We start from the raw sequence: 25677 nt of genomic DNA, 5'->3' as shown, positions 1-25677 counted from the left end.
GATTACTCGAAGTTATCCACGGCGTGGCGGTGGCGCTGCCCTTCCGGGGTGACAACCTTGTCCCGTCCGCGGCCATTATCAGCGGGGCGAGCCTCACATACGGGTCAGATCGGCTACCGCGCCGACCACCGCGTTCGTGTCGGCGAGCGTCGCCAGGACCCTGTCCGCCCCGGCGGAGCGGAGCTCGGCCTCGGTGGCGCTGCCGGTGGCGACGGCGATGACCGGCGAGCGGGCGATGCGCGCGGCCTGGACGTCGCGGGGCGAGTCGGCGATGTAGACGGTCGCCGACTCGGGGTAGCGGGCGCCGTGCCGTTCCCCCGCGCGGGTGCGGGCGAGCTCCAGCAGCGCGGCCTTGCTGTAGACCCCGTTCTCGTAGCCGCCGGCCTCCAGGTCGAGGCGCCCGGCGAGGCCCAGCTCGGTCACCTTGAGCACGGCGTTGGGCTGGAGCGATCCGGTCAGCACCGACTGCACGACGCCGGGCACGTGCGCGAGCGCCTCGACGGCCTCCCCGGCGCCGGCGAGGACCCGGCCGTGCGCGCGCAGGTCGGCGCGGCGGCTCGCGAACGCCTCGGCCAGCGCGTCGAAGAAGGCGGGCAGGTGGTCGTCGGTGGTGATGACGTCGTTGAACGCCAGGGTCTCGAAAATGATCTCGGATTCGGTGCGGCCGGGGGTGGGCGCCAGGCGCAGCAGCGGCCGCCCGATGATCCGCTGGAACGCCTCGGCATAGGCGTCCCGGGTGATCCGTCCGACGTCGACCAGGGTGTGGTCGATGTTCCACAGCACGAGACGGTTCAGCGTCGACATCCCGTTCCCATGACGGCTCCAGGGGGTGTGCACAGGCGCCGTCCAGCGGGCGGCGAGGCGAGCCTATCGTCAAGCCTCCCACCCCTTCGACCGGTGGTGAAGAGGTCCCGGCGAGGGAGCGTCAGCCCATGTGCGGGTAGCGGTGGTCGGTGGGCGGGACGAAGGTCTCCTTGATGGAGCGGGCGCTCGTCCAGCGGGTGAGGTTGAAGATCGAGCCCGCCTTGTCGTTGGTGCCGGAGGCGCGGGCGCCGCCGAACGGCTGCTGGCCGACGATCGAGCCCGTCGGCTTGTCGTTGACGTAGAAGTTGCCGGCGGCGAAGCGGAGCCGCTCGGTGGCCTCGGCGACGGCGGCGCGGTCGCCCGCGATGACCGCGCCGGTGAGGGCGTAGTCGGAGACGCCCTCCATCTGGGTCAGGACGCCGTCGTAGTCGGCGTCGTCGTAGACGTGGACGCCCAGGATCGGGCCGAAGTACTCGGTGGTGAAGATCTCGTCGGTCGGGTCGGAGGACTCCAGGACCGTGGGGCGCACGAAGTAGCCGCGCGAGTCGTCGAACTCGCCCCCGGCGAGGATCCGCAGGCCGTCGGTCCCGCGGGCGCGCTCGATGGCGCGGCGGTGCTTGGCGAAGGCGCGGTCGTCGATCACGGCGCCCATGAAGGCGGACAGGTCGTCGGCGACGTCGCCCATGGTGAGGGCGTCGACCTCGGCGCAGAAGTCGTCGCGCATGCCGTCCCAGATGGAGCGCGGGACGTACGCGCGGGACGCGGCGGAGCACTTCTGGCCCTGGTACTCGAAGGCCCCGCGCACGAGGGCCGTCTTCAGCACGGCCGGGTCGGCGGAGGGGTGCGCGACGACGAAGTCCTTGCCGCCGGTCTCGCCGACGATCCGCGGGTAGCCGCGGTAGCCGGAGATGTTCTCGCCGATCGTCCGCCACAGGTTCTGGAAGGTGGCGACCGATCCGGTGAAGTGCAGGCCGGCGAGCTCGGGGTGGCGCAGGGCCACCGCGGAGACGGCGCCGCCGTTGCCGGTGACCATGTTGATCACGCCGGGCGGGAGGCCGGCGGCCTCCAGCAGGCGCATCGTGTGGTGGGCGGCGAGCTGCTGCGTCGGGGACGGCTTCCACACCACGACGTTGCCCATCAGGGCGGGCGCGGTCGGCAGGTTCCCGGCGATCGCGGTGAAGTTGAACGGGGTGATGGCGAGGACGAAGCCCTCCAGGGGCCGGTACTCCAGCCTGTTCCACACCCCCGGCGGTGACAGCGGCTGCTGCTCGTGGATCTGCCGCGCGTACGAGGCGTTGAAACGCCAGAAGTCGATCAGCTCGCAGGCGGCGTCGATCTCGGCCTGCTGCACCGACTTGGACTGGCCGAGGATCGTCGCGGCGTTCAGCGTGGCCCGCCACGGCCCGGCGAGCAGCTCGGCGGCGCGCAGGAAGATCGCGGCGCGGTCGTCGAAGGACATCGCCCGCCAGGCGGGCGCCGCCTCCCGCGCCGCGGCGATCGCCTCGGTCACGTCCGCCTCGGTGGCCTCGCCCATCCGGCCGAGCACGTGCCCGTGGTCGTGCGGCTCGACGACGTCGACGGGCGTGCCCGCGCCCATGCGCCGCTCGTCCCCGATCGCCATCGTCAGCTCGGTCTGCGCCCCGCCCAGCTCCTTGATCGCGGCTTCCAGCGCGGCCCGCTCTGGGCTCCCCGGCGCGTGCGTCCTGACCGGTTCGTTCATCGGAACCGGCACGGCGGTGACGGCGTCCATCTGACGTCCCCCTGCGATCCGACGGCATTGTCGACGTGCCGGGGGACCTACCCCGCGCCCGTGCCGCTAGTCGAGGAGGTGGACGAGTTCCTGGGTGGCGTACCAGAGGAGCTCGTGGCCCTCGGCGCCGTCCACGGTGAAGCGGGCGTCGTCGTCGCCGGCGTCGGCGGCCGCGAGGGCCAGCGCCGCGGCGGCGATGTCGGGCTCGGCGCCGGAGTCGTCGACGTGGCCGGAGGCGATCCGCTTCCACGGGACGGGGGCGGCGAGCTCGACGAGGGCCCGGTCGCCGTTGCCGAGCGCGGCGTCGCCGCGGGCCCAGGAGACCTGGTCGTCGGGGACCTCGGCGGCCAGCACGACCCGGCGCGGCGGGACGGACGGGTCGGCGGCGAGCAGGCGCAGCGAGGAGCGGGCGGCGGCGGTCATCGCCGCGTACTCCAGCTCCTCCAGGTCGCCGCCCGCGTACCACTCGCGCAGCGCGGGCGTGACCGCGTGGGCGGCGAGCGGCGCAGGGCCGATCTCCCGGGCGGAGTGGACGCCGGCGAGCAGCGTGAGCGTGGACGGAAGGTAGACGCGCATGACGGTCTGCAGTCTGCCAGACCGTCAGGGCAGCAGGTCCATCCCGCGCAGTTCGGCGATCGTGGTGTCGGGGGCGGTGTGCAGGATGCCGCGGATGCCGAGGGCCTCGGCGGCGCGGATGTTGTGCTCGATGTCGTCTATGAAGACGCACTCGGCGGCGGCCAGGCCGAGCAGGTCGAGGGCGTGCCGGAAGATCCGCTCGTCGGGCTTGCGCATGCCGACCTCGCAGGAGATGACGACCGCGTCGAAGAGCTCCGCGAACAGGTCGTGGGGGTACTCGTTGCCCCAGGAGTTCGACAGCAGGGCGGTGCGGGCGCCCCCGGCGCGGACCGCGCGCAGCGCGTCGTACATCGGCTCGACCGGGGCGAACGCGCCGAACATGCGGGCGATGAGCCCGGCGCCCTCCACGGGGCCGCCGTCGACGGTGAGCAGCTCGGCCGCGAGCAGCCGCTCGAACTCGGCGGTGGGCAGGGACCCGTCCTCCAGGCCGTGGATGGGGTTGGTCCCGGCGCCGTCGTAGGCCTGCTTCACCCAGGCGCGCATCACGGTCTTGTAGCGCTCGACGTCGATGCGGTCGGCGGTCAGCCAGACCTCGACGGCCTCGGCCAGGGGGGAGGTGAGGACGCCGCCCCAGTCGGTGATCACAGCTTTGACGCTCACGGGCCGATGGTAGGCGATCCCCGGCAAAACGACCGAATCCCGTTCTGTCAGAATGCCGCTCATGGACTTCGAACCCAGCCCGAAGGCACGCGACTACCGGGACCGCCTCCAGGAGTTCATGGACGCGCGCGTCTACCCGGCCGAGGCCGTCTACGCCGCCTGGCGGGCGGAGAACGACCCGCACGCGCTGCCGCCGGTCGTCGAGGAGCTGAAGGCCGAGGCGCGCGAGCGCGGCCTGTGGAACCTGTTCCTGCCGGACGTGTCCGGGCTGTCGAACCTGGACTACGCGACGCTCGCCGAGCTGACCGGACGATCGCCGGACCTCGCCCCCGAGGCGGTCAACTGCGCGGCGCCCGACACCGGGAACATGGAAGTCCTGCACATGTTCGGGACGGACGAGCAGAAGGAGCGCTGGCTCAGGCCCCTGCTGGACGGGGAGATCCGCAGCGCGTTCGCGATGACCGAGCCCGAGGTCGCCTCGTCCGACGCCACCAACATCACCACCTCGATCGTCCGGGACGGCGACGAGTACGTGATCAACGGCCGCAAGTGGTTCATCACCGGTGCCGCCGACGAGCGCTGCAAGATCTTCATCGTCATGGGCAAGACCGACCCGGACGGCCCGGCGCACCGGCAGCAGTCGCAGGTGCTCGTGCCGCGCGACGCGCCGGGCGTGCGGGTCGTCCGGCACCTGCCCGTGTTCGGCTACCAGGACCAGCACGGCCACTCGGAGATCGTCTTCGAGGACGTCCGGGTGCCGGCCTCCCACCTCCTCGCGGCCGAGGGCGACGGGTTCATGATCGCGCAGGCGCGGCTCGGGCCCGGCCGCATCCACCACTGCATGCGCGCGCTCGGCATGGCGGAGCGGGCGCTGGAGCTCATGTGCCGCCGCGCCCTCTCCCGCGAGGCCTTCGGCGGCCCGCTGGCGAAGCAGGGCGTCGTCCGCGAGCAGATCGCCGAGTCGCGCATGGCGATCGAGCAGGCGCGGCTGCTGACCCTCAAGACCGCCTGGCTGATCGACAGGCACGGCGCGAGGGGCGCGCGGACGGAGATCGCCGCGATCAAGGTGGTCGTGCCCCGTATCACGCACGAGGTGCTCGACCGGGCGATCCAGGTGCACGGCGCCGCCGGCGTCTCCGACGACACCCCGCTGGCCGCGATGTACTCCTGGGTCCGCGCCATGCGCATCTTCGACGGCCCCGACGAGGTCCACATCCGCACCGTGGCCCGCCAGGAACTATGCAAGTACGAAAACTGACGTGTTTATTGCATTTCTCTCCTCCCTCGGGCCTTGAAGGCCCTGCTGTGCCTATTGCAGTGCCCTCCTCCTTCGGGCCCGGGGGCCCTCCATCGTCGGGCACTGCGGCGATCGCTGGCATCGCTCCGTCTCGCCTTGCGGCTCGCTGCGCGATCAGATTCTTGCTTCGCTCGAACCTGCCTTCGGACGCGATCGCGAGTGTTGAGGTCGTCGCTGGTTGCGGCGGCGGCTGGTGTTGTCGCGATCGCGAGCTTTAGGTGAGGGCGCAACGGTGAGGTCGTTGCGGGTCCCTGCTACGCCGATCTAAGCCTCTGCAGCGCTTCTCTTACGCCGCCGTCTGTTTCCTCCAGGACCATCGTGGCGCGGGACGCGGGGACCTCGCCGAGGAGCGAGACCAGTGCGACGCGCGTGTTGCCGCCCGCCTCGGACAGCGCGTTCTCGCAGGTGCGGGCGTCCATTCCGGTCGCCTCGGTGAGGATGCGCACCAGCCGGGCCCGCAGCTTGGAGTTCAGCGCGTTCACGCTGACCATCAGGTTGGAGTAGGTGCGCCCCATCCTGATCATCAGCGTGGTGGAGAAGGAGTTGAGCACCAGCTTGGTCGCGGTGCCCGCCTTCATCCGGGTGGACCCGCTGATCACCTCGGGCCCGGTGGCGAGCCCGATGTGCACCTCCACCTCGGCCCCGTAGGGCGTGTGCGGGTTGCAGCTGATCAGCGCGGTGCGCGCCCCGACCTCGGCGGCGGCGCGCAGCGCCCCCACCACGTACGGGGTGCGGCCGCTCGCCGCGATGCCGATCGCGACGTCGCCCGGCGCGACGTCGAGGGCGTCCCGGCGGCCGAGTTCGGTGTCGTCCTCCACGTCGGAGACGGCCTGCGACAGCGCGCCGGGGCCGCCGGCGTGGTGCGCCACGACCCGGCCCCAGATGCCGAACGTCGGGGGGAGTTCGGCGGCGTCCAGCACCGCGAGCCGGCCGGACGTGCCCGCCCCGAAGTAGTGCACGCGGCCGCCCGCGCGCAGCGACTCCACGGCGAGGTCGACCAGCCGGGCGACCTCGGGCAGGACGGCGCCGACGACCCTCGGCACGGTCGCGTCCTCAGAATTGATCAGGCGTAGCACCTCCAGGGTCGGCAGCGTGTCGACGTCGAGGGTCCGGGGGTTCCGTCCCTCCGTGGGGAGCTCGCAATCGATCACCGACGCCTCCGGTCGGGTCGCACGGTCCGTCCGCGGACCGCCTCGTACGTGGCTTCGAGGGCCTTGCGGGTAGACCCGTAGGTGCGCTGCGCAACTCCGACGAAGAGGCAGTCCACCACCGTGAGCTGCGCCAGCCGGCTGGCGGTGGCGCCCGAGCGGAACGTGGTCTCCCTGGCGGCGGTCGTCAGGATCAGGTCCGCGACCTCCGCGATGGGGGACTTCGGGAAGTTGGTGAGCGCCACGGTCCTGGCGCCCCTGGTCTTCGCGACCTCCAGCGCGTCGATGGTCTCCACGGTCGCGCCGGTGTGCGAGATGCCGATCGCCACGTCGCCGGGGTTCAGCACGGCGGCGCTGGTCAGCATGATGTGGGCGTCCGCCCAGGCGGAGCAGACGCGTCCGATGCGGTGCAGCTTCTGCTGGAAGTCGGCCGCGACGAACGCGCTCGCGCCGACGCCGTAGACGTCGGTCCGGTCGGCGGCGACGACGGCGTCCACGACCTGCTCCAGCATCTTGATGTCGAGCTGGGCGGCGGTCTCCTCGACCGCCCGCGCGTCCGCGAATGTGACCTTCTCCACGATCTGCTCTAGCGAGTCGTCAGGACTGATGTCGCTGCCGATGACCCGGCCGCCGGTGGCGCTCTGGGCCCGTCCCGCCTCGGTGGCGAGGGTCAGCCGCAGCTCTGGGTAACCATGGAACCCGATCGCCCTGCAGAACCTGATGACGGTGGTCTCGGAGGTTCCGCAGTTCTGGGCGAGCTCGGTGATGGTCGAGTTGGCGACCCCTTCGGGGTCGTCGATGACGCGTTGAGCGACTCGTCGCTCGGCGGGGGGCAGCGAGGGAAGCAGCGAACGGACCCGCACCACGGTGCTCAGCGGCGTGGCGTCCTTCTCCTTGCCCGCCGCGTCGTCCCGTGGCGCAGCGGGCTCCCCCGTGATCCCCCGCTCGGGGCCCCGACCGGGGCCGATGGGTTTCCTCATGGAGGAAATTTTCTTACGTGCAGGATGTCACGTCAACGTTAGGAAAGGCTACGGTCGCCATGTGTTGACCCATTTGGCCGGTCCTTACGTGGTCGGTATCGACGCGGGTGGCACGAAGACCCGCTGCGTCGTGCTGACGCTCGGGGGAGCCCTGGCCGGTTCCGGCACCGGCCCAGGGGCCAACCCCAACTCAGGAGGCGACACCGCGGGGGCGCTGACCACCGCCCTGCGGGAGGCGCTCGGAGACCTCGACCGTACCCACATCCTCACCGGCGTGTTCGGCATCGCCGGTGCCGGCTCGGCCGGCCGGCCCGCCGCCGTCGCGGCGGCCCGGCGGGCCTGGCAGTCCGTCGGGCTGCGCGGCTCGCCCGCGGTGGTGACCGACATCGCGGTGGCGTTCGCCGCCGGGACCAGCGAGCCCAAGGGCATCGTTGTGTTCTCCGGCACGGGCGCCGGCGCGGCGGTCATCAACGACGGCGCGATCGTGCAGCGCGCGGACGGCTACGGCTGGCTCGTCGGGGACGAGGGTTCGGCGGTGTGGCTCGGGAAGGAGGCCGTACGGGCGGCGCTCGCCGCCTACGACGGCCGCGGCTCCCCGACGCTGCTCACCGATTCGGTCCCCCGGGCGCTGCTCGGCGCCACCGTGGTCGCGCAGATCGACTCGGAACGGCGAAGACACCGCCATCCAAGGGCGCTGGCCATGGCCGGCGCCCCTTCGCCGTCACCGGGCCCTTCCGCCGTGCCGCAGTCCGCGACCCTGTCCACCGGAGGAGGACTCCCCGGCGGACGCGCCGGGGGGACCGCCGTCCTCGCGCCCGAATCCGCCTACCCGCCGTCCGCCCGCTACCCCGTCCCGGGCGGGGGGCCGCCCGGCCCGCACGGGCCGCCGTGCCATCCCGAGTCACCCGGGGCCCGGCCCAATCCCCGGCTCGCCCAGGCGATCATCAAGGAGGTCTACGGCCGCCCGCCGGCGGCGCTGGGCCGGCTCGGCCCGGTGGTCGCCGCCGCCGCGGCCGCCGGCGATCCCGTGGCCAGGCGCATCACCGACGAGGCCGCGCAGTGGCTGCTGGCCGACGTCGACGCGGTGCGCCCGGCCCTGTCCGACCCCTGCGCACCGGTCGTCATGCACGGCTCGGTGCTCCGAGAAGGCCCCGTGGCCGAGGCGGTCCGCTCCGGGCTGCGCGCCCGCTTCGCCGAGGCGCCGCGCAGCGCCGGCGACGGAGCCGTCGGTGCGGCCGGGTTGGCGCTGCGCCGCCTCGGCCACCCTCTGCCCGACTGAGCCGACCGCGCCGCCCCGGCGCACGGCCCCGTCCGGCTCCGGCCCAGCCGTCCCGATTCCGGCCCGGCCGGCAGGTTCATCGCGATGGACCCCAATGATCCGCGAACCGCTTGCGATCCCGGGGTCCATCGTGATTAAGCTGTGACCACGGTGGCAGCAGTGCCGTGGAAGCGGTCCCGATGGGGCCGCGCCCCGCGGGACCACCGGCCACAGACGTGGCTCCAGCGATTCGGCTGCGAAATCGTCGCAGCGTCGTCCGTGCGGGATGTTCCCGGTCCGCATGCGCCCCAGCTCCCCTGGCGCGTGCCAGACGCATGCCCGCCCTGCGCTCCCCTGGCCTGGACGACGGCCGACTCCGTACTCCACGTCGAACGAGGTCCCATGCCGCCCCTGCCCAGGGCACGCCGTCTCCGGCCTGTCCTCTCCCGCCTGTCCCGCGCCGTCCGGACCCGGCTGCGCCCGCGCCGCGCGGCGCTGGTGATGATCATCACATCGGCCGTCCTGGTGACCGCCGGCGCCACCGGCACCGTCGTCGCCTACCTCCGGACGCCGCTGCCGACGCAGCCGCAGGACGGCGTCACCGACGAGGGCTCCGCCGTCTACTACGCCGACGGCCGGACGCCGCTGTTCCGCCTCGGCGCCAACCGCGAGAGCGTCCGGCACGACCAGATCCCCGACCGGCTGCGCTGGGCGGTGCTCGCCGCCGAGGACCGCGGCTTCTACGGCGGCCACGGCGTCTCCCCCAGCGGGACGTTCCGCGCGCTGTGGAACAACGCGTCCGGCCGCGACACGCAGGGCGGCTCGACCATCACCCAGCAGCTCGCACGCAACTACTTCAGGGGGCTCAGCCGCGACCGGACGATGCGCCGCAAGGTCAAGGAGATCTTCATCGCGATGAAGCTCGACCGCAGCCGCGGCAAGGACGAGATCCTCGACCTGTACCTCAACACGATCTACTTCGGCCGGCAGACGTCCGGGGTGCAGGCGGCGGCCCGCGCCTACTTCGACAAGGACGTCTGGCAGCTCGACGTCGCCGAGTGCGCGCTGCTCGGCGCGATGATCCAGCGGCCGACGTACTTCCGGACGCGGGGCGACGGCCCCGCGGCCCGCGCCCTGCGCACCCGCTGGAAGTACGTCCTGGACGGGATGGTGTCGATGGGCAGGCTCGGCCGGGCCGAGGCCGACCGGCAGCGCTTCCCCCGCACCGAGGACGAGTGGACCGGCGTCGGCCTGTCCGGCCAGGACCTCCTCGTCCGGCACCGGGTCGAGGAGGAGCTCGCGAGCGTCGGCATCCCGATCGACAGCGTCGTCAACGGCCGCCTGAAGATCTACACCGGGCTGGACCAGCGCTGGATGCGGGAGGCCGAGCGGGCCATGCGCGAGGCCGGCGAGCCCCGGTGGCCCGGGACCGTGCACGCCGGGCTCGTCGCCGTCGACTCCCGGACCGGCGCGGTCAGGGCGCTCTACGGCGGCGACCCGAAGCGCAGCCAGGTCGACTCGGTGTTCGCGCCGGTCGCGCAGGCGGGCTCGACGTTCAAGCCGTACGTACTGGCGGCCGCGCTGCGCAAGGGCTTCAGCGTCCGGACGAGGGTGAGCGGCGCCTCCCCGCAGAAGTTCGCGCCGAACGGCGAGGTCACGCCGATGACGGCGCCGGGCTACAAGGTCGACAACGACGAGGAGATCGGCTCGCTCGGCCCGATGGACCTGGTCAAGGCGACGGCCCTGTCGGTCAACACCGGATATGTGAAGGCAGCCCTGAAGACGGGGATCCCGGACGTCATGGAGACCGCGCGCCTGCTCGGGGTGCCCGCCTCCGCGCTCGCGCCGTTCAAGGGGCAGGCCGGGGTCGCGCTCGGCACCCCCGACGTCGCGGCGGTGACCCAGGCCGCCGGGTACTCGGCGTTCGCCAACGGCGGCACGGCCGTCGTCCCCCACCTCGTCACCAAGGTCGTCGACGCGCACGGCCGGCGGGTCCCGCTGCCCTGGGACCGCCCGGGGCGCCGGGTGCTGAGCACCGAGCAGGCGGCACAGGCCGCCTATGCGCTGCATGCCACCGTCACCGGAGGGACGGGCGAGCGCGCGGCACTGCCCGACCGCGAGGCCGCCGGGAAGACGGGCACCACCGAGCACAACCGCGCCGCCTGGTTCGTCGGCTTCGTCCCCCAGGTCTCGACGGCCGTGGTGATGGGCAACGCCAGGCCCGCCCCGCTGCGGGGCCTGCCCGGCTTCGCGGGGAAGGTCGCCGGGGAGAACCTGCCCGCGACGATCTGGCGCTCCTTCATGGGCGAGGCCGCCCGCGACCTGCCGGTCCGGCCGTTGCCCCGGCCCGCGTTCTCCGGCGTCGCCGCGAACTGGGCCGACACCGACCCGGCGAAGCAGAGCGGGGCCCCGCGGCACCCCGGGGAGCCGAAGCCCGGCGGTCCGGACGGCGGCTCCCCTTCCACCGCCCCGTCCCCCTCCAGCCCGCCGTCCCCCGCCCTGCCACCGGAACTCGCCCGCCGCAAGGCCGCCAAGGCGAGGGCCGGTGCGACCCCCGTCCCGTCCGCCACCCCGCGCTGAGCCGGGAGAGATCGGGTCGACAGCGGCACCCGGGGGCGGCTACGGTCGCGTGCGTCCGATGCGACCGAATGACCGAATACCGAGACCACGTCGGGGGGCCTGGTCAGGTGCGTGCTTCACGTTCACTCGCGCTCGCGGCGGCGGTGTCCGCGCTGGTCGCGGGGGCTGCCGGCTGCGGCGGCGGCGATGGCGGCAAGGGCGGGCGGGCGCCGTCCGCCGGGTCCGCCGCGCCCGGGGGTCCGCGCACGCCCGCACCGGACGCGTGGATCCCCGGCCATGTCGCGAAGATGAGCGTGGAGGACAAGGTCGGGCAGCTGTTCGTCCCGACCTTCTCCAGCCGCGCCGACGCGCTGGCGAAGATCAGGAAGTACCGCGTCGGCGGGCTGATCTACTTTCCCGGCAACATCGGCACCCCGGCGCGGACGGCCGCGCAGTCCAACGCGCTGCAGAGGGCCTCGAAGATCCCGCTGCTGCTCGGCGTCGACGAGGAGCAGGGCATCGTCTCGCGGACGCCGTTCGTCACGACCTTCCCCGGCAACATGGCGCTCGGCGCGACCCGCAGCCGGGCGGACGCCCGCGCCGCCGCCCAGGTCACCGGCGCCGAACTGCGCGCGGTCGGCATCAACCTCGACTACGCGCCCGACGCCGACGTGAACGTGAACCCGCGCAACCCGGTCATCGGGCTGCGCTCGTTCGGGTCCGACCCGGCCCTGGCGTCGACGCTGGTGCAGGGCGCGGTCGGCGGCTTCCAGGCGGCGGGGGTCGCCGCGACCGCCAAGCACTTCCCCGGCCACGGCGACACCGCCACCGACAGCCACACCGGCCTGCCGGTGATCCGGCACTCGCGGAGCACGTGGGAGCGGCTCGACGCGCCCCCGTTCAAGGCGGCGATCGCGGCGGGCGTCGACCTCGTCATGACCGCGCACATCGTCGTCCCGAAGCTCGACGGATCGGGCGACCCGTCCACGCTCTCCAAGACCGTCCTCACGGGGCTCCTGCGAGAGAAGCTGGGCTACCAGGGCGTCATCACCACGGACTCGCTGGAGATGGCCGGGGTGCGGGAGAAGTACGGCGACGCCGCCGTCCCGGTCAGGGCGATCAACGCGGGCGCCGACCAGCTGCTCATGCCGCCGAACCTGCCGCGCGCCTACGGCGCCGTGGTGAAGGCCGTCCGGTCCGGGAAGATCACGCGGAAGCGGCTGGACGAGTCGGTGACGCGGATCCTCCGGCTGAAGCAGCGGCGCGGCCTGTTCCAGGGGACGGCCGCCGATCCGGCCAAGGCCGCCTCGGCCGTCGGCACCGCCGCGAACAAGGCGGTCGCGCGGCGGGTGGCGGAACACGCGGTCACCCTCGTCCGCAACGACGGCGGCCTGCTGCCCCTCAAGGGGAGGAAGGTCGCCGTGTCCGGTCCGGCCGGCGACCGGCTCCAGGCGGCGCTGCGCCGGCAGGGGGTCGCGATCGCGGCGCCCGGTTCGGCGGACGTCACGGTGCTGACCACGCTGAACGCGGGAGCGGGGACCGCCTCCCGGATCCGGGCGGCCGGATCGAGGCCGGTGGTCGTCGCCGCACTCGGGCGCCCCTACGACCTCGACTCGGCGGGCGGCGCCAGGGCGGCGCTCGCCACCTACTCCTCCAGCCGCGTGTCGGTGGACGCCCTGGCGAAGGTGCTGAGCGGAGCGGTGAAGCCCACGGGCAGGCTGCCGGTGCCCGCGGGCGGGAAGCCCGCCGGATACGGGATCGGCTACCGGTAGGCGCGGCCGCCCGATGGACGCGAAGGCCGCTCTGCTGGGAGGATCGGGCCGCCTTCGCGCCCCCAGGAGGTCCCCGTGCACGCCCGCCCGTTCCTCGCCGCCCTGACACTGCTCCCGCTGCTGGCGGCCTGCGGGGGCGGGAACGAGGTCACGATGCCGCCGCTCACCCCCGAGCCGGGCGACTCCCGCCTCACCGAGGCGCCGCGGGACCGGAGCCTTCCGCGCCGGACCCTGCCCGCGCGGCTGGCGCTCTACAAGTACCTGCGCGGGGTGGCGGCGGGGAACGTCAGGGCGTGCGCCTACCTCGCGCCCGCCTACGAGCAGCGCGTATTCGGCGGGCCCGGCCGCTGCCGTTCGGGGCTCGGCCGGGCCCGCGCGAGGCTGCGCCCCGAGGACGTCGCGGCGCTGCGCGGCGTGACCGTCCCGGCCTGCCAGGTGGGGCCGGACGGCGGGGACTGCACCGTCCGGTTCGAGGACCTGCGGTGGAAGGGCGCGCCGGCCCGGCCCGGCGGCCTGCTCGCCGCGAGCTTCGTCCTGCGCAGGAACGGCGCGCGCTGGCAGGTCGCGGGCTGACCGCGGGCCGGGCCGCGGGTCACAGCCCGAGGTCGGCCAGCCCGGGCAGGTGGGCGCGGGCGGCCTCCCTGGCCTGCTCGGCGCTTCGGGCGCCCCGCGCCGCCGCTGCCGCCGCGCGGCACTGCTCCAGGGTGTGGCGCGCCAGCGCGGCCCGCACCAGCGGGAGGGACGGCGCGCTCATCGACAGGGACGTCACGCCGAGGCCCACCAGCACGCAGGCGAGCGCCGGGTCGCCCGCCGCCTCCCCGCACACCCCGCACGGGACGCCCGCGCCGGCCGCGGGGGCGACCAGGTCGAGGACGGCGGGCTGCCACGGGTCCTGGAGGTGCGCGAGGCCGCCGACCTGCCGGTCCGCCGCGCACGCGTACTGGGTGAGGTCGTTGGTGCCGATGCTGAAGAACTCCACCTCGGGCGCCAGGTCGCGGGCCCGCAGCGCGGCGGCGGGCACCTCGACCATGACGCCGGGATGCTCGACGCCGGCCTTCCGGCACGCCGCCGCGAAGTAGGCCGCCTCGTCCGCGCCGGTCACCATCGGCGCCATGACCTGGAGCTTGACGCCGAGGCCCGCGGCGGCGCGGGTCAGCGCGGCGAGCTGGGAGGCCAGCACGTCCGGGTGCCGGCGCATCATCCGCAGGCCGCGCTCGCCGAGCGCGGGGTTCGGCTCGTCGCCGGGGGCGGGCAGGAACGCCAGCGGCTTGTCGGCCCCGGCGTCGAGCGTCCGGACGACCACGCGGCCCTCCGGGAACGCCTCCAGCACCTTCCGGTATGCCTCCTCCTGCTCCGCGTCGGACGGCGGGGACGCCCGGTCGAGGAACAGGAACTCCGTCCGGTACAGGCCCACGCCCTCGGCGCCGTTCGCCAGCGCCGCCTCCACGTCCTTCGGGCCGCCGACGTTCGCCAGCAGCGGGACGCGGTGCCCGTCGCTCGTGGCGCCCGGCCCGGTGGACTCCTCCAGCGCGGACGCGCGGGCTTCGGCGGCGGCCCGCGCCGTGGCCACCTCGGCCTCGGACGGGTCGGGGCGCACCGTCCCCGCCGCGCCGTCGACCAGGACGCGGGTGCCCTCGGCGAGCGCGGTCGCGCCGGGCAGCGCGACCACCGCGGGGACGCCCATCGTCCGGGCCAGGATCGCGGTGTGGCTGGTCGGGCCGCCCTCCTCCGTCACGAACGCGACGACCTGCGCGGGGTCGAGGACGGCCGTGTCCGCGGGGGCGAGGTCGCGGGCGACGAGCACGAACGGCTCGCCGGACTCCGGGACGCCCGGGACCGGGAGGCCGAGCAGCCGCGCGATCGCGCGGTCGCGGATGTCGTCGAGGTCGGTGACCCGCGCGGCCATGTACTCGCCGGCCCCGGCGAGCATCTCCCGGTAGACGCCGAACGCCTCGAACACCGCGCGGGCCGCCGCAGTGCCCTCACCGATCTTGGCGCGGACGCCGTCGGCGAGGCCGGGGTCGCGGGCCATCATCGCCTGCGCGCCCAGCACGTCGCGGCCGTCGGGGTTGCCGGCCGCGGCGGCGCGCTCCCCGCGCTCCTCCAGGTCGGCGGCGACGGCCTCCAGCGCGGCGAGGGCGGAGTCGCGCTCGGCGTCGGCGTCGCCGCCGTGCCGCGACCCGGCGGGCGGCTCCGGCACCTCGCCGGCGACCGTGCGCACCGGCCCGATCCCGACGCCGCGGCTGACGCCCGCGCCCTGCATCACCTGGCCCACGTCACGCCCCCTCGGGCTCCGGGGTGGACAGCAGCTTCTCCAGATCGTCGAGCAGCACGTCGGCCCCCTCGCCCTCCGCGGACAGGACGATCTCCTCGCCGTGCCGCGCGTCCAGGCCGAGCACGGCGAGGATGCTCTTGGCGTTCACCGGGGCACCGCCGCGCTTGGACACCGTCACGTCCATCGGGGCCTTGGCCGCGGTCTGGACGAACAGCGCGGCGGGCCGCGCGTGCAGGCCCACCCTGGACTCGATCTTGACGTTGCGCTCGGTCACCGCACACTCCCAATCAGCTCGTTACCGTCCGGAGCACCCGCAGCGCGGGGCCCGGCACGACGTCCACTTCCATGAAATCGGCCACCACGTGGTCGGCGCTCGCCAGCGCTCCCACCGACTGGGTGGTGATGACGCCCACGCACGTCATCCCGGCCGCCTTGACGGCGGCCACGCCCGCCGGGGCGTCCTCGAACCCGACCGCCTCCACCGGCGGGACGTCCAGGTCGCGCGCGGCGGCCAGGTACCCCTCCGGATGCGGCTTGCCCGTGACGACGTCCCCGGCCGTCACCACGAGGTCGAGCAGGGAGCGGACGCCCAGCTCGTCCAGGAGGCGCTCGGCGTAGGGCCGCTGCCCCGAGGTCACGACCGCCAGCGGCACGCCCGCGTCCGCCAGCGACCGGACGAGGTCGACCGCGCCGGGGACGGGGGCCACGTCCGGCATCCCCGGCAGCGACTCGTAGGAGATCGCCTGCTCGAACAGCTCCTCGACCGTCCGGCCGGGGAACAGGTGCGCGAGGTCGGACAGCACCTCGACCCCGCGCCGCCCCGCGAACGAGCCGATCAGCGCCTCGTCGTAGGGGACGCGGTGCGCGTCGAACAGCCGCGACCACATCACGCGGTTGCGCGGCTCGGTGTCGATGAGGGTGCCGTCGAGGTCGAAGACCGCCGCGCCGAGGCCGATCACCGCCATGTGCTCACGTCCATGTGAAGAGCTCGGCCCCCTCCGCCACCTCGCCCGACTCGCGCACGTCCGACAGGGCGTCGGCGCCCGCGTCCAGGGCGACCACCGCGCAGATCGGCGAGCGGCCGCCCGCCTCGATCACCGCCGGGTCCCAGCCGACGAGCGGCTGCCCGGCGGTGACCTCGTCGCCCTCGGAGACCAGGAGCTCGAAGCCCTGCCCCTTCAGTTTGACGGTGTCGATGCCGAGGTGGACGAGGACGCCGTGGCCCTCCTCGTCCACCACGACGTACGCGTGGGGGTGAAGCTTGACGATCTTCCCGGTGACGGGCGCGATGGCGTGGCCGGGGCCGCGCTCGGGGTCGACGGCCGTGCCCGGGCCGACCATGGCCTGGGCGAACACCGGGTCGGGGACGCCGGCGAGGCCGACGACCCGGCCGGCCACCGGGGACAGTACTCGGGTCATCAGGGGTTCCCTTGGTCGGTCGGGGTGGGGCGGGTCAGTCGAGGATGTCCTCGATGTCGCTGGCGATGGTGTCGGCCTCGGGGCCCACGACGACCTGGACGACGGTGCCGCTGCGCATGACGCCGTACGCGCCCGCCTTCTTCAGCGCCGCCTCGTCGACCCTTCCGGCGTCGGAGACCTCGGTGCGCAGCCGGGTCGCGCACGGCTCGATCTCCACGATGTTGTCGGCTCCGCCCAGGGCGGCGACGATGGCCTCGGCCTTGTCCATGCTCTTTCTCTCTTCTCGGGTGGGGGTCACTCGGTCAGTGCTGCGGATCGTCCGGGTGGCTCGGTCCGTAGGGGCGGCTCAGTCCGTCTGGGTCACCTTGTTGAGCCCGCGCGGGACGTCGGGGTCGATCCCGAGCCGGCGGGCCAGGTTCTCGACCAGGATCTGGCCGGGGACGATGAGGCCCAGCGGCGCCACCCACTCGGGCAGGCCGGGGCCCGGCAGCGCGGCCGTGCACGCCTCCGCCAGCTCCGTCCCGCCGCCGACGCCGAACGCGCGCGCCCCGGCGCCGCGCACCCGCCGGGCGAGCGCGACGGTGCCGGGCAGCGTCGGGCCGGAGTCGGCGGCGACCAGCAGCGCGGGGGTCTGCGCGTCGACGACGGCGATCGGGCCGTGCAGGAGGTCGGCGTACGAGAGGCCCATGGCGTGCAGGTAGCACGCCTCCTTGATCTTCAAGGCCAGCTCCAGCGCGGTTCCGAACGCGATGCCGCGCCCGGAGACCACCGTACCCGGCACCTTCGCCAGGTCATCGACGATCTCGGGCAGGGCGGGCGAGGCCTCGGTCAGCTCGATCATCCGGGCGGTCTCGTCCGGGACGCGGCGCAGGTCGCCGGCCGCGACGTCCGCGCCGAGCCCGAGGCCGAGCACCGACAGCGCCGCGAGCTGCGTCGTGTAGGTCTTGGTGGCCGGGACGGCGACCTCGGCGCCCGCCTGGGTGACCAGCGCGACCTCGGCGGCCTCGGCCAGCGGCGACCCGGCGCCGTTGGTGACCGCGACGGTCCGGGCGCCGCAGCCGCGTGCCCAGTCGAGGGTCTCGACGATCTCCTCGGTCTTGCCGGACTGGCTGATCGCCACGGCCAGCACGCCGGACAGGTCCAGCCGGCGCCGGTAGGCGGTCGCGACGGACGGCGCGGCGAGCGTGGCCAGCCGCCCGGCGTGCGTCTCCACCAGGTAGCGCCCGTACACCGCGGCGTTGTCGGACGACCCGCGCGCGATGAACAGCACCTGCCGGGTCTCCCGCGCCAGGGCGGCGACGTCCGGCGTGCGCGGGAGGAGCGCGTCGATCGTCCGGCGCAGCGCGTCCGGCTGCTCACCGATCTCGGCGCGCATCTGACTGGTCATGATCCCCCTCCGAAGACTTCCTGCCCGTTGACCCACGTCGCATGCGCCCGGTGGTCCGGGCCCAACCAGACCAGGTCGGCCGCCGCGCCGGGGGCGATTCGGCCGAGGTCCGGCCGGCCGGCGAGGTCGGCCGGGATCCGGGTCGCGGCGTCCACCGCGAGGGCCGGGTCGATCCCGAGGGCGACGGCGTTGCCGACGGCCTCGTCCAGCCGGAGGCCGGAACCGGCGATGGTGCCGTCGGCGCGCAGCGGCGGGCCCTGCTCGGGCATGGTGATGGGCTCGCCGCCGAGGTCGTAGGTGCCGGGGGGCATCCCGGCGGCCGAGGCCGCGTCGGTGACGAGCACGACCCGTCCGGCCGCGGCCCGCAGCACCAGCGTCGCCGCCTCGGGCCCGACGTGGTGCAGGTCGAGGATGAGGCCGGGGCTCAGCCGCTCGTCGATGAGGGCCTGCACGGCCACGCCCGGGTCGCGGTGGTGGACGCCGGACTGCGCGTTGAAGACGTGGGTGACCATGCGGGCGCCGGCGTCGGCCGCCGCGGCGGTCTGCGCGGCGGTGGCGTCGCTGTGCCCGACGCTGACCAGCACGCCGGCCGCGGTGAGGGCGCGGATCGCCGCCAGGGCGCCGTTCCGCTCCGGCGCGAGCGTGACGAGCTTGACCAGGCCCGTCTCCAGCAGGGTCTCGATGTCCCCGGGCACGGGGTCGGTGATGTACGCGGCGTTGTGGGCGCCCTTGCGCTTCTCCGACAGGAACGGGCCCTCGAGGTGGACGCCGAGGACGCGCGCCCCGGCGGGCAGGCCCGGCAGGAGATCGCGCGTGCGGCGGAGCGCCTCGGCCTGCGTCCGTACCGGAGCGGTGATGAAGGTGGGCAGGAACGCGGTCACGCCGGTCTCGGGGAGGCGGGACACCACGGTGTGCCAGGCGGCCTCGTCGGCGTCCACCATGTCGTGGCCGAAGTAGCCGTTCACCTGGAGGTCGACGAGCCCCGGCGCGAGGAGGCCGCCGGGCAGGTCCACGTCGGGCGCGCCGTCCGGGCGCCCCTCACCGGCCTCCGCGATCACACCGTCCGCCACGCGGACGTATCCCGGGGACACGACGCGATGCGGGCCGCCGGCCGGGGTGAGGATCATGCGGTCGGCCGTGATCAGCAGTGATGCCATGGGGGACGCGCTCTCTGTGACGCGAAGATCGCGGGTGGTTTCCTGCGGATTCCAACTGGTCTAGTCCGGACTAGACCAGTACGCACCATACTCCACGCACTGGACGGAGATGAAGGGGCCGAGCGCGATCGGGCCGTTACGGATTCGTGCATTGACATGCGTTTCGATGCTGTGGTCTAGTCCGGCCTAGACCAGTACGAACCCAATCGAACACCGGCCCAGCACCGACCAGCCGATCGTCGAGCCCCGGAACCCCCCATCGATCCGGCCCCCGGCCATCGAGGAAACCCCCGTGACCACCATCGACCCGCACAGCCCGGTACCGAAGTACTTCCAGCTCCGCGCGATCCTGCTCGACCTCATCGAGAGCGCGGAACTGCCCGTCGACGCCCCGATCCCCTCGGAGCGCGAGCTGTGCGTCCGGTACCGGCTGTCCCGCATGACCGTCCGGCAGGGCGTCGACCAGCTCGTGTCCGAGGGGCGGCTCTACCGCGTCCCCGGCAAGGGCACCTTCGTCGCCCGGCCCAAGATCGAGATGCCGCTGCGGCTCGTCTCGTTCACCGAGGACATGCTGGCCCGCGGACTGCGACCCGGCGCCGTCGACCTCGACCGGCGCACGGTGCCGGCCGACGCGCGCCTCGCCCGGATCTTCGACGTCGAGCCGGGCACGCAGATCCACGTCATCGAGCGGCTGCGCACCGCCGACGGCGAGCCGATGGCACTCGAACGCGCGCACATCCTGGCCTCGCTCGCTCCCGACCTGCTCGACCGCAGGCTCGCCGACCGCTCCCTGTACGGCGTTCTCGAAGCGGTCTACGGGCTCGTCTTCGACGCGGGCGACCAGACCATCGACGCCAGCCTGGCAGACGCGGCCGATGCCAGGCACCTGCAGATCGCCCGGGGCAGCGCCGTGCTGCTGCTGCAACGTCGCTCCTACACCGGAGGGGTGTGCGCCGAGCTGGGCGTGTCGACCTACAGGGCGGACCGATACCAGATCCACACGGCCCTCGGAAATCCCCCACCGCACTCCTGAATCCCCTGAGGAGGAACCTCGCGATGACTGCGACAACAGTGGACTCCGCGCCGCGCCGAGGGTCGAGCGCCCTCGCGGTGCTGCAGCGGATCGGCCGCAGCCTGATGCTGCCGATCGCCGTGCTGCCCGCCGCCGCGCTGCTGCTCCGGTTCGGCCAGCCCGACATGCTCGGTGCGGACGGCCTCGGCTGGACCCGCGTGGCCGAGGTCGTCGGCGGCGCCGGCCAGGCCCTGTTCAGCTTCCTGCCGCTGCTGTTCGCGGTGGGCGTGGCGATCGGGTTCGCCCGCAAGTCCGACGGCTCCACCGCGCTCGCGGCCGTGGTCGGGTACCTGGTGTTCGACCAGGTCTCCAAGATCATGTTCTCGCACAGCGACGAGCTCAAGGGCAACGTGCTGATCACCAAGGTGGTGGACGGCGCGCCCAAGGAGGTCATCGACTTCGGGGCCAAGAACCCCACCGACGTCCTCGGCGGCATCCTCATCGGCGTCACCGCCGCGCTGCTCTACCAGCGCTTCTACCGGGTGAAGCTGCCCACCTACCTGGCGTTCTTCGGCGGCCGCCGGTTCGTCCCGATCATCACGGCGGTGGCCGGCCTGGTCCTCGGCGTCGTGATCGGCTTCATCTGGCCCGTGTTCGGCAGCTGGCTGACCGACTTCGGCAACTGGATCACCGGCGCGGGCGCGGCCGGGGCCGGCATCTACGGCGTCATCAACCGCCTGCTGCTGCCGTTCGGCCTGCACCACATCCCGAACTCGCTCATCTGGTTCGTGTTCGGCTCCTACAACGGCCCGGACGGCACCGTCCACGGCGAGATCAACCGGTACCTGGCCGGCGACCCGCACGCGGGCGGCTTCCTCGCCGGGTTCTTCCCCGTGTTGATGTTCGGCCTGCCCGGCGCGGCCCTCGCCATCTGGCGCGCCGCTCCCCCGCACCGGCGCCCCGCGGTCGGCGGCATCATGATCTCCGCCGCGCTCACCGCGTTCGTCACCGGCGTCACCGAGCCGATCGAGTTCGCGTTCATGTTCGTCGCGCCGGTCCTGTACGGCGTGCACGTCGTCCTCACCGGCATCTCGATGGCGGTCCTGGAGGCGGCCGGCGCCCAGCTCGGCTTCGGCTTCTCCGCGGGCGGCATCGACCTGCTGCTGAACGCCACGAAGGACAACACCAAGGGGCTGTGGCTCATCCTCGGGATGGGCGTCCTGTACTTCTTCCTGTACTACTTCATCTTCAAGTTCCTGATCACGAAGTTCAACATCGCGACCCCGGGCCGCGAACCCGACGACGAGGAGTCGACGGCCGTGGACGCCGCCGCCGATCCCGAGCTCGGCGGAGGCAAGGAGAAGAGCCGCAAGGGCACCGCGGAGCCGCAGGACTCCCCGGCCGGCTGAGGCCCCGCCGGGGGCGGCGCGCACCCGCCGCCCCCGGCCTCCACGAGTCCCGGGACCCCGCACCCCGGGACTCGCTCCCCGAAGGCGGCGGGACGCACTCCGCGTCCCGCCGCCTTCCGCGTCCCCGGGCGGTGTTACGGGAGCGGCCGTAAGCGGTCAGGACGTATTTTCCGCGGGCTTCGTGACTCCTGTTTCACAAAGCGACTCGGGAGGTTCCATGGCTCGTCCGTCCAGAACCGCGGCGGTGCGGTTCGTCCGGTACCGTCCGGCACCCGGCGTTCAGGGGGCACTGGCGCTGCGCCCGGCGGCGGGCTCCGCACCGCGAGGGCCCGGATTACGGCTCGTCCGGCCGGCGGACGGGGTGGACGCGGAGGTCCAGGCCGTCGCCGAGGCCGCCGTGCGGCTCGCCGTGGAGGTCCTCGCGGGCACGCGGCCGGCGCAGCAGCTCGCCCTCGTGGCCGCCCCGGCGGTGTGCCGGGAGCTCGCCGCGCAGTGCGGCCGCCGGGCCCCGGGCGGCCGGGTCGTCCCGCCGAAGGTGCTGTCGACGCGGTCGCAGCGGCCGTCGCCCGCCGTCGCGGAGGCGGTCGCCGTGGTGGTCGTGGCGGGACGCGTCCACGCGCTGGCCCTGCGGCTGGAGCACGCGCGGGGGCGGTGGCGCTGCACGGCGCTGGAGACGACCGCTCCCTGACATGCGGGAGCGGCCTCCCGGGAACCCCTGGGAGGCCGCTCGCGCACCGTGCTCGCGCTGTCCGGCGTCTACCTGCTCTTGCTGCGCGGGTCGCCGTGGCAGCGCTTGAACTTCTTGCCCGAGCCGCAGGGGCACGGGTCGTTGCGGTTCACGCCGGCGTACTCGTCGGCGGTCTCCTCGCTGTGGTGCTCGACGCCGCCCTCACCGTCGACGGTCGGGGCCGAGTACTCCAGCTTCTTGGGGCGCTTCGGCTCGTCGAGGCCCTTCGCCTTGATCGCGACGGGCTCCTCGGCCTCCTCGGGCTCGGCCTCCGCCTCGGCCTTGTCCATGTCCACCGCGGTGGCGGACTTGGCGACCGACACCGGCTCGGCGCCCACGACCGGGGTCTCCGGCTGGTCCTCGACCTCGACCTCGAGGTTGAACAGGTAGCCGACCGACTCCTCCTTGATGCCGTCGAGCATCGCGTTGAACATGTCGTAGCCCTCGCGCTGGTACTCGACCAGCGGGTCGCGCTGCGCCATGGCCCGCAGGCCGATGCCCTCCTGGAGGTAGTCCATCTCGTAGAGGTGCTCGCGCCACTTGCGGTCGAGCACCGACAGCACGACGCGGCGCTCCAGCTCGCGCATGACCTCCGCGCCGAGCTCCTCCTCGCGCTTGTCGTAGGCCGCCCGGGCGTCCTCGCGGATCTTGTCGGCGAGGGTCTCGGCGTCCAGGCCGGAGATGTCGCCGCCGATGTCCTCGACCAGCTCGTCCACCGTGATCGAGATCGGGTAGAGCTGCTTGAATGCCTTCCACAGCTTGTCGAGGTCCCACTCCTCGGCGAAGCCCTCGCCGGTGGCGCCCGCGACGTAGCCGGCGACGACCTCGTCGATCATCCGGCGGACCTGCTCCTGCAGGTCCTCGCCCTCGAGCACCTTGCGGCGCTCGGCGTAGATGACCTTGCGCTGCCGGTTCAGCACCTCGTCGTACTTCAAGACGTTCTTGCGCATCTCGAAGTTCTGCTGCTCGACCTGGCTCTGCGCCGACTTGATCGCGTTGGTGACGATCTTGGATTCGATCGGCACGTCGTCCGGGATGTTCAGCCGCGTCATGATCGCCTCGACGCGGGCCGAGTTGAACAGCCGCATCAGGTCGTCCTCGAGCGAGAGGTAGAACCGCGACTCGCCCGGGTCGCCCTGGCGGCCGGAGCGGCCGCGCAGCTGGTTGTCGATGCGCCGCGACTCGTGCCGCTCGGTCGCGAGGACGTACAGGCCGCCGACGTCGACGACCTCCTCGTGCTCGCCCTTGACGTCCTCCTTGGCCTTCTCCAGCGCCTCGGGCCAGGCCGCCTCGTACTCGTCGGGCGTCTCCAGCGGGGACAGGCCGCGCTGGTGCAGCTCCAGGTCGGCGCGGAAGTCGGGGTTGCCGCCGAGCATGATGTCGGTGCCGCGTCCCGCCATGTTCGTCGCGACGGTGACGCCGCCCTTGCGGCCCGCCTCCGCGACGATCGCCGACTCCTGCTCGTGGTGCTTGGCGTTCAGCACCGCGTGCGGGATGCCGCGCCGCTTGAGCATCTTGCTCAGCCGCTCGGACTTCTCCACCGACGTGGTGCCGACCAGGACCGGCTGGCCCTTCTCGTGCCGCTCGGCGATGTCGTCGACCACGGCCTCGAACTTGGCCTGCTCGGTCTTGTAGACGACGTCGGCGACGTCCTTGCGGATCATCGGCTTGTTCGTCGGGATCGGCACCACGCCGATCTTGTAGGTCTTGTTGAACTCCGCCGCCTCGGTCTCGGCGGTGCCGGTCATGCCGGACAGCTTGCCGTAGAGGCGGAAGTAGTTCTGGAGGGTGATCGTGGCGAGCGTCTGGTTCTCGTCCTTGATCGCCACGCCCTCCTTGGCCTCGATGGCCTGGTGCATGCCCTCGTTGTAGCGGCGGCCGTGGAGGATGCGGCCGGTGAACTCGTCCACGATCAGGACCTCGCCGTTCATGACGACGTAGTCCTTGTCGCGCTTGTAGAGCTCCTTGGCCTTCAGCGCGTTGTTGAGGAAGCTCACCAGCGGCGTGTTCACCGAGTCGTAGAGGTTGTCGATGCCGAGCCAGTCCTCGACCTTCTCGACGCCCGACTCGGTGACGCCCACCGTGCGCTTCTTCTCGTTGACCTCGTAGTCGCCGGGGCCGTACTCGTCGACCTGGCCGGCCGTGCTGACCAGCTCGGCGCGCTTCAGCCGCGGGACGATCTTGGCGAACTCCGAGTACCACTTGGAGTTCTGCTCGGCCGGGCCGGAGATGATCAGCGGGGTGCGGGCCTCGTCGATGAGGATCGAGTCGACCTCGTCGACGATCGCGAAGTTGTGGCCGCGCTGGACGCACTCCTCCAGGCTCCACGCCATGTTGTCGCGCAGGTAGTCGAACCCGAACTCGTTGTTCGTCCCGTAGGTGATGTCGGCGTTGTAGGCCGCCCGGCGCTCGTCGGGGGTCATCTGCGGGAGGATGACGCCGACCTCGAGGCCGAGGAACTGGTGGATGCGGCCCATCCACTCGGCGTCGCGCTTGGCCAGGTAGTCGTTCACCGTGACCACGTGGACGCCGTCGCCCGTGAGGGCGTTGAGGTAGGCGGGGAGCACGCAGGTCAGGGTCTTGCCCTCACCCGTCTTCATCTCGGCGATGTTGCCGAGGTGCAACGCCGCGCCGCCCATGACCTGGACGTCGTAGTGCCGCTGGCCGAGGACGCGCTTGGCGGCTTCGCGTGCGGTCGCGAACGCCTCGGGCAGCAGCTCGTCCAGGGTCTCGCCGTCGGCGAGGCGCTCCCGGTACTTGTCGGTCAGCTCGCGCAACTCGGCGTCGCTCATCTCGAGGAAGTCCTCCTCGATCGAGTTGACCTGATCCGCGAGCTTCTTGAGCTTGCGCAGAGTTTTTCCCTCGCCCGCACGAAGGATCTTGTCGATGACTGGCGGCACTCTCGAAGGCTCCTTGCAGATCGTGGGTCACCGCTCCAGGCGGCGCGCACACCACACGTACGATGCCCATCGTAGGCGAGACCCAGAATGGTCTAGGTCACTCCGGAGCGCAATCCACACAGCGCCCCGTTTGACCAACGGGGGCCCGGAGAAGAAGTCTCACACCTCAGGAGGGAGCCGCTATGTCTGAAGAGTCGCACGGTTCGCACGCCGGACGGCCGAGTTCGTGGATCGCCGTCACCATCATCTTCATCGGTTTCGTGGTCGGCGGCGTCGGGCTCTGCCTGGGCCCGCAGTGGGTCATGTTCTGGGTCGGCGCGGGCATCGTGGTGCTCGGCATGCTCGTCAGCTGGGCCGTCCACCTGTTCTCCGACGTCGTCGTGGACGCGCCCCGCGTCATCCCCGAGATCGTCGACTACTCGCTGTTCGGAGCCCAGTCGTCCAAGCGGCGCGGCGGCGAGTCGGGCGAGGTCCTGGACGTCCCGGTGGCCACGGACACCGAGCAGACCCCCCACGGCTGACCCGTCCCGGCCTCTCCTTCACGGCCGCCCCCGGTCCCCGGCCGCCCCTCCCGTCACGCGGGAGCC

The 25677-nt window shown here is 73.1% G+C and carries 23 protein-coding genes; 9 read left to right on the top strand and 14 right to left on the bottom strand.

The window, feature by feature from the left end:
• Positions 1 to 93: 93 nt before the first annotated feature.
• The 4 genes from FKD65_RS30370 to FKD65_RS30355 all read right to left on the bottom strand — a co-directional run bounded on the left by FKD65_RS30370 (position 94) and on the right by FKD65_RS30355 (position 3790).
• Positions 94 to 804: an HAD family hydrolase gene (locus FKD65_RS30370; RefSeq protein WP_141581230.1), complete on the bottom strand. Its 711-nt coding sequence runs from the start codon at positions 802 to 804 to the stop codon at positions 94 to 96.
• Between the two features lie 121 nt (positions 805 to 925).
• Positions 926 to 2554, bottom strand: coding sequence for an L-glutamate gamma-semialdehyde dehydrogenase (pruA, locus tag FKD65_RS30365; protein WP_141581228.1), 1629 nt, complete (start codon positions 2552 to 2554; stop codon positions 926 to 928).
• Positions 2555 to 2620: 66 nt separating this feature from the next.
• A complete protein-coding gene (locus FKD65_RS30360; protein WP_141581226.1) occupies positions 2621 to 3130 on the bottom strand; it encodes a hypothetical protein in 510 nt (169 codons plus the stop codon).
• Between the two features lie 24 nt (positions 3131 to 3154).
• The gene (locus FKD65_RS30355) at positions 3155 to 3790 is read right to left on the bottom strand and encodes an HAD family phosphatase (protein ID WP_240809675.1); all 636 of its coding nucleotides are present in this window, start codon (positions 3788 to 3790) and stop codon (positions 3155 to 3157) included.
• Positions 3791 to 3851: 61 nt separating this feature from the next.
• On the opposite strand from FKD65_RS30355, the gene FKD65_RS30350 reads away from it, so the two are divergent.
• On the top strand, positions 3852 to 5048 hold the full coding sequence (locus tag FKD65_RS30350; RefSeq protein ID WP_141581222.1) for an acyl-CoA dehydrogenase family protein: 1197 nt from the start codon (positions 3852 to 3854) through the stop codon (positions 5046 to 5048).
• Positions 5049 to 5341: 293 nt separating this feature from the next.
• On the opposite strand, the gene FKD65_RS30345 is transcribed toward FKD65_RS30350, so the two are convergent.
• Both FKD65_RS30345 and FKD65_RS30340 read right to left on the bottom strand, forming a co-directional pair.
• Positions 5342 to 6238, bottom strand: a complete 897-nt coding sequence (locus tag FKD65_RS30345) for an N-acetylmuramic acid 6-phosphate etherase (protein ID WP_141581219.1) — start codon at positions 6236 to 6238, stop codon at positions 5342 to 5344.
• Complete coding sequence (locus FKD65_RS30340) at positions 6235 to 7215, bottom strand: MurR/RpiR family transcriptional regulator (RefSeq protein ID WP_240809674.1); 981 nt, start codon at positions 7213 to 7215, stop codon at positions 6235 to 6237. Before FKD65_RS30340 ends, FKD65_RS30345 begins: the two co-directional genes overlap by 4 nt.
• 61 nt (positions 7216 to 7276) lie before the next feature.
• Between FKD65_RS30340 and FKD65_RS30335 the strand changes: the two genes are divergently transcribed.
• The 4 genes from FKD65_RS30335 to FKD65_RS30320 all read left to right on the top strand — a co-directional run bounded on the left by FKD65_RS30335 (position 7277) and on the right by FKD65_RS30320 (position 13377).
• On the top strand, positions 7277 to 8494 hold the full coding sequence (locus FKD65_RS30335; RefSeq protein WP_240809673.1) for an N-acetylglucosamine kinase: 1218 nt from the start codon (positions 7277 to 7279) through the stop codon (positions 8492 to 8494).
• Positions 8495 to 8875: 381 nt separating this feature from the next.
• Positions 8876 to 11053 carry a transglycosylase domain-containing protein gene (locus FKD65_RS30330; RefSeq protein WP_141581217.1) on the top strand — a complete coding sequence of 726 codons (2178 nt, stop codon included), beginning with the start codon at positions 8876 to 8878 and terminating at the stop codon, positions 11051 to 11053.
• Positions 11054 to 11121: 68 nt separating this feature from the next.
• Positions 11122 to 12804, top strand: coding sequence for a glycoside hydrolase family 3 protein (locus FKD65_RS30325; RefSeq protein ID WP_240809672.1), 1683 nt, complete (start codon positions 11122 to 11124; stop codon positions 12802 to 12804).
• A gap of 75 nt (positions 12805 to 12879) precedes the next feature.
• Positions 12880 to 13377 (top strand): hypothetical protein, encoded by a 498-nt coding sequence (locus FKD65_RS30320; RefSeq protein ID WP_141581214.1) that lies wholly within the window; start codon positions 12880 to 12882, stop codon positions 13375 to 13377.
• A 19-nt stretch (positions 13378 to 13396) separates the two neighbouring features.
• On the opposite strand, the gene ptsP is transcribed toward FKD65_RS30320, so the two are convergent.
• The 7 genes from ptsP to nagA are packed head-to-tail and all read right to left on the bottom strand — an operon-like array spanning position 13397 to position 19042.
• Positions 13397 to 15067 carry a phosphoenolpyruvate--protein phosphotransferase gene (gene ptsP, locus FKD65_RS30315; protein WP_141587174.1) on the bottom strand — a complete coding sequence of 557 codons (1671 nt, stop codon included), beginning with the start codon at positions 15065 to 15067 and terminating at the stop codon, positions 13397 to 13399.
• Positions 15068 to 15080: 13 nt separating this feature from the next.
• Positions 15081 to 15353 (bottom strand): HPr family phosphocarrier protein, encoded by a 273-nt coding sequence (locus tag FKD65_RS30310; protein ID WP_141581211.1) that lies wholly within the window; start codon positions 15351 to 15353, stop codon positions 15081 to 15083.
• Positions 15354 to 15366: 13 nt separating this feature from the next.
• Positions 15367 to 16044, bottom strand: coding sequence for an HAD family phosphatase (locus FKD65_RS30305; protein WP_141581209.1), 678 nt, complete (start codon positions 16042 to 16044; stop codon positions 15367 to 15369).
• 4 nt (positions 16045 to 16048) lie between these two features.
• Positions 16049 to 16498 (bottom strand): PTS glucose transporter subunit IIA, encoded by a 450-nt coding sequence (locus FKD65_RS30300; protein ID WP_141581207.1) that lies wholly within the window; start codon positions 16496 to 16498, stop codon positions 16049 to 16051.
• A gap of 34 nt (positions 16499 to 16532) precedes the next feature.
• Entirely contained in the window at positions 16533 to 16796 is a 264-nt protein-coding gene (locus FKD65_RS30295) for a PTS glucose/sucrose transporter subunit IIB (protein ID WP_302931557.1), read from the bottom strand.
• 48 nt (positions 16797 to 16844) lie between these two features.
• The gene (locus FKD65_RS30290; RefSeq protein WP_141581201.1) at positions 16845 to 17885 is read right to left on the bottom strand and encodes an SIS domain-containing protein; all 1041 of its coding nucleotides are present in this window, start codon (positions 17883 to 17885) and stop codon (positions 16845 to 16847) included.
• A complete protein-coding gene (gene nagA, locus FKD65_RS30285; protein WP_141581199.1) occupies positions 17882 to 19042 on the bottom strand; it encodes an N-acetylglucosamine-6-phosphate deacetylase in 1161 nt (386 codons plus the stop codon). Before nagA ends, FKD65_RS30290 begins: the two co-directional genes overlap by 4 nt.
• 292 nt (positions 19043 to 19334) lie before the next feature.
• Between nagA and FKD65_RS30280 the strand changes: the two genes are divergently transcribed.
• The 3 genes from FKD65_RS30280 to FKD65_RS30270 all read left to right on the top strand — a co-directional run bounded on the left by FKD65_RS30280 (position 19335) and on the right by FKD65_RS30270 (position 22151).
• Positions 19335 to 20075, top strand: coding sequence for a GntR family transcriptional regulator (locus FKD65_RS30280; protein WP_141581197.1), 741 nt, complete (start codon positions 19335 to 19337; stop codon positions 20073 to 20075).
• A gap of 23 nt (positions 20076 to 20098) precedes the next feature.
• Positions 20099 to 21463 carry a PTS transporter subunit EIIC gene (locus FKD65_RS30275; protein WP_141581195.1) on the top strand — a complete coding sequence of 455 codons (1365 nt, stop codon included), beginning with the start codon at positions 20099 to 20101 and terminating at the stop codon, positions 21461 to 21463.
• Positions 21464 to 21680: 217 nt separating this feature from the next.
• A complete protein-coding gene (locus FKD65_RS30270) occupies positions 21681 to 22151 on the top strand; it encodes an Rv3235 family protein (protein WP_141581193.1) in 471 nt (156 codons plus the stop codon).
• 68 nt (positions 22152 to 22219) lie between these two features.
• On the opposite strand, the gene secA is transcribed toward FKD65_RS30270, so the two are convergent.
• Positions 22220 to 25090, bottom strand: a complete 2871-nt coding sequence (gene secA, locus FKD65_RS30265; RefSeq protein ID WP_141581191.1) for a preprotein translocase subunit SecA — start codon at positions 25088 to 25090, stop codon at positions 22220 to 22222.
• Positions 25091 to 25272: 182 nt separating this feature from the next.
• On the opposite strand from secA, the gene FKD65_RS30260 reads away from it, so the two are divergent.
• Positions 25273 to 25611, top strand: a complete 339-nt coding sequence (locus FKD65_RS30260) for an HGxxPAAW family protein (protein WP_141581189.1) — start codon at positions 25273 to 25275, stop codon at positions 25609 to 25611.
• Positions 25612 to 25677 lie beyond the last annotated feature (66 nt).

It is taken from the genome of Actinomadura sp. WMMA1423, assembly GCF_006547145.1.
GTDB lineage: Bacteria > Actinomycetota > Actinomycetes > Streptosporangiales > Streptosporangiaceae > Spirillospora.
The sequence above is the reverse complement of the archived record's forward strand: the minus strand, read 5'-3'. Positions and strand labels throughout refer to the sequence as shown.

What these genes read in the sequence shown, in the direction of transcription:
- FKD65_RS30275 (WP_141581195.1), top strand. Translation starts at nt 20,099, where the DNA reads ATGACTGCGACAACAGTGGACTCCGCGCCGCGCCGAGGGTCGAGCGCC.
- FKD65_RS30325 (WP_240809672.1), top strand. Translation starts at nt 11,122, where the DNA reads ATGACCGAATACCGAGACCACGTCGGGGGGCCTGGTCAGGTGCGTGCT.
- nagA (WP_141581199.1), bottom strand. Translation starts at nt 19,042, where the DNA reads ATGGCATCACTGCTGATCACGGCCGACCGCATGATCCTCACCCCGGCC.
- FKD65_RS30350 (WP_141581222.1), top strand. Translation starts at nt 3,852, where the DNA reads ATGGACTTCGAACCCAGCCCGAAGGCACGCGACTACCGGGACCGCCTC.
- FKD65_RS30330 (WP_141581217.1), top strand. Translation starts at nt 8,876, where the DNA reads ATGCCGCCCCTGCCCAGGGCACGCCGTCTCCGGCCTGTCCTCTCCCGC.
- FKD65_RS30270 (WP_141581193.1), top strand. Translation starts at nt 21,681, where the DNA reads ATGGCTCGTCCGTCCAGAACCGCGGCGGTGCGGTTCGTCCGGTACCGT.
- FKD65_RS30260 (WP_141581189.1), top strand. Translation starts at nt 25,273, where the DNA reads ATGTCTGAAGAGTCGCACGGTTCGCACGCCGGACGGCCGAGTTCGTGG.
- FKD65_RS30360 (WP_141581226.1), bottom strand. Translation starts at nt 3,130, where the DNA reads ATGCGCGTCTACCTTCCGTCCACGCTCACGCTGCTCGCCGGCGTCCAC.
- FKD65_RS30300 (WP_141581207.1), bottom strand. Translation starts at nt 16,498, where the DNA reads ATGACCCGAGTACTGTCCCCGGTGGCCGGCCGGGTCGTCGGCCTCGCC.
- FKD65_RS30370 (WP_141581230.1), bottom strand. Translation starts at nt 804, where the DNA reads ATGTCGACGCTGAACCGTCTCGTGCTGTGGAACATCGACCACACCCTG.
- FKD65_RS30305 (WP_141581209.1), bottom strand. Translation starts at nt 16,044, where the DNA reads ATGGCGGTGATCGGCCTCGGCGCGGCGGTCTTCGACCTCGACGGCACC.
- FKD65_RS30340 (WP_240809674.1), bottom strand. Translation starts at nt 7,215, where the DNA reads ATGAGGAAACCCATCGGCCCCGGTCGGGGCCCCGAGCGGGGGATCACG.
- ptsP (WP_141587174.1), bottom strand. Translation starts at nt 15,067, where the DNA reads ATGCAGGGCGCGGGCGTCAGCCGCGGCGTCGGGATCGGGCCGGTGCGC.
- FKD65_RS30290 (WP_141581201.1), bottom strand. Translation starts at nt 17,885, where the DNA reads ATGACCAGTCAGATGCGCGCCGAGATCGGTGAGCAGCCGGACGCGCTG.
- pruA (WP_141581228.1), bottom strand. Translation starts at nt 2,554, where the DNA reads ATGGACGCCGTCACCGCCGTGCCGGTTCCGATGAACGAACCGGTCAGG.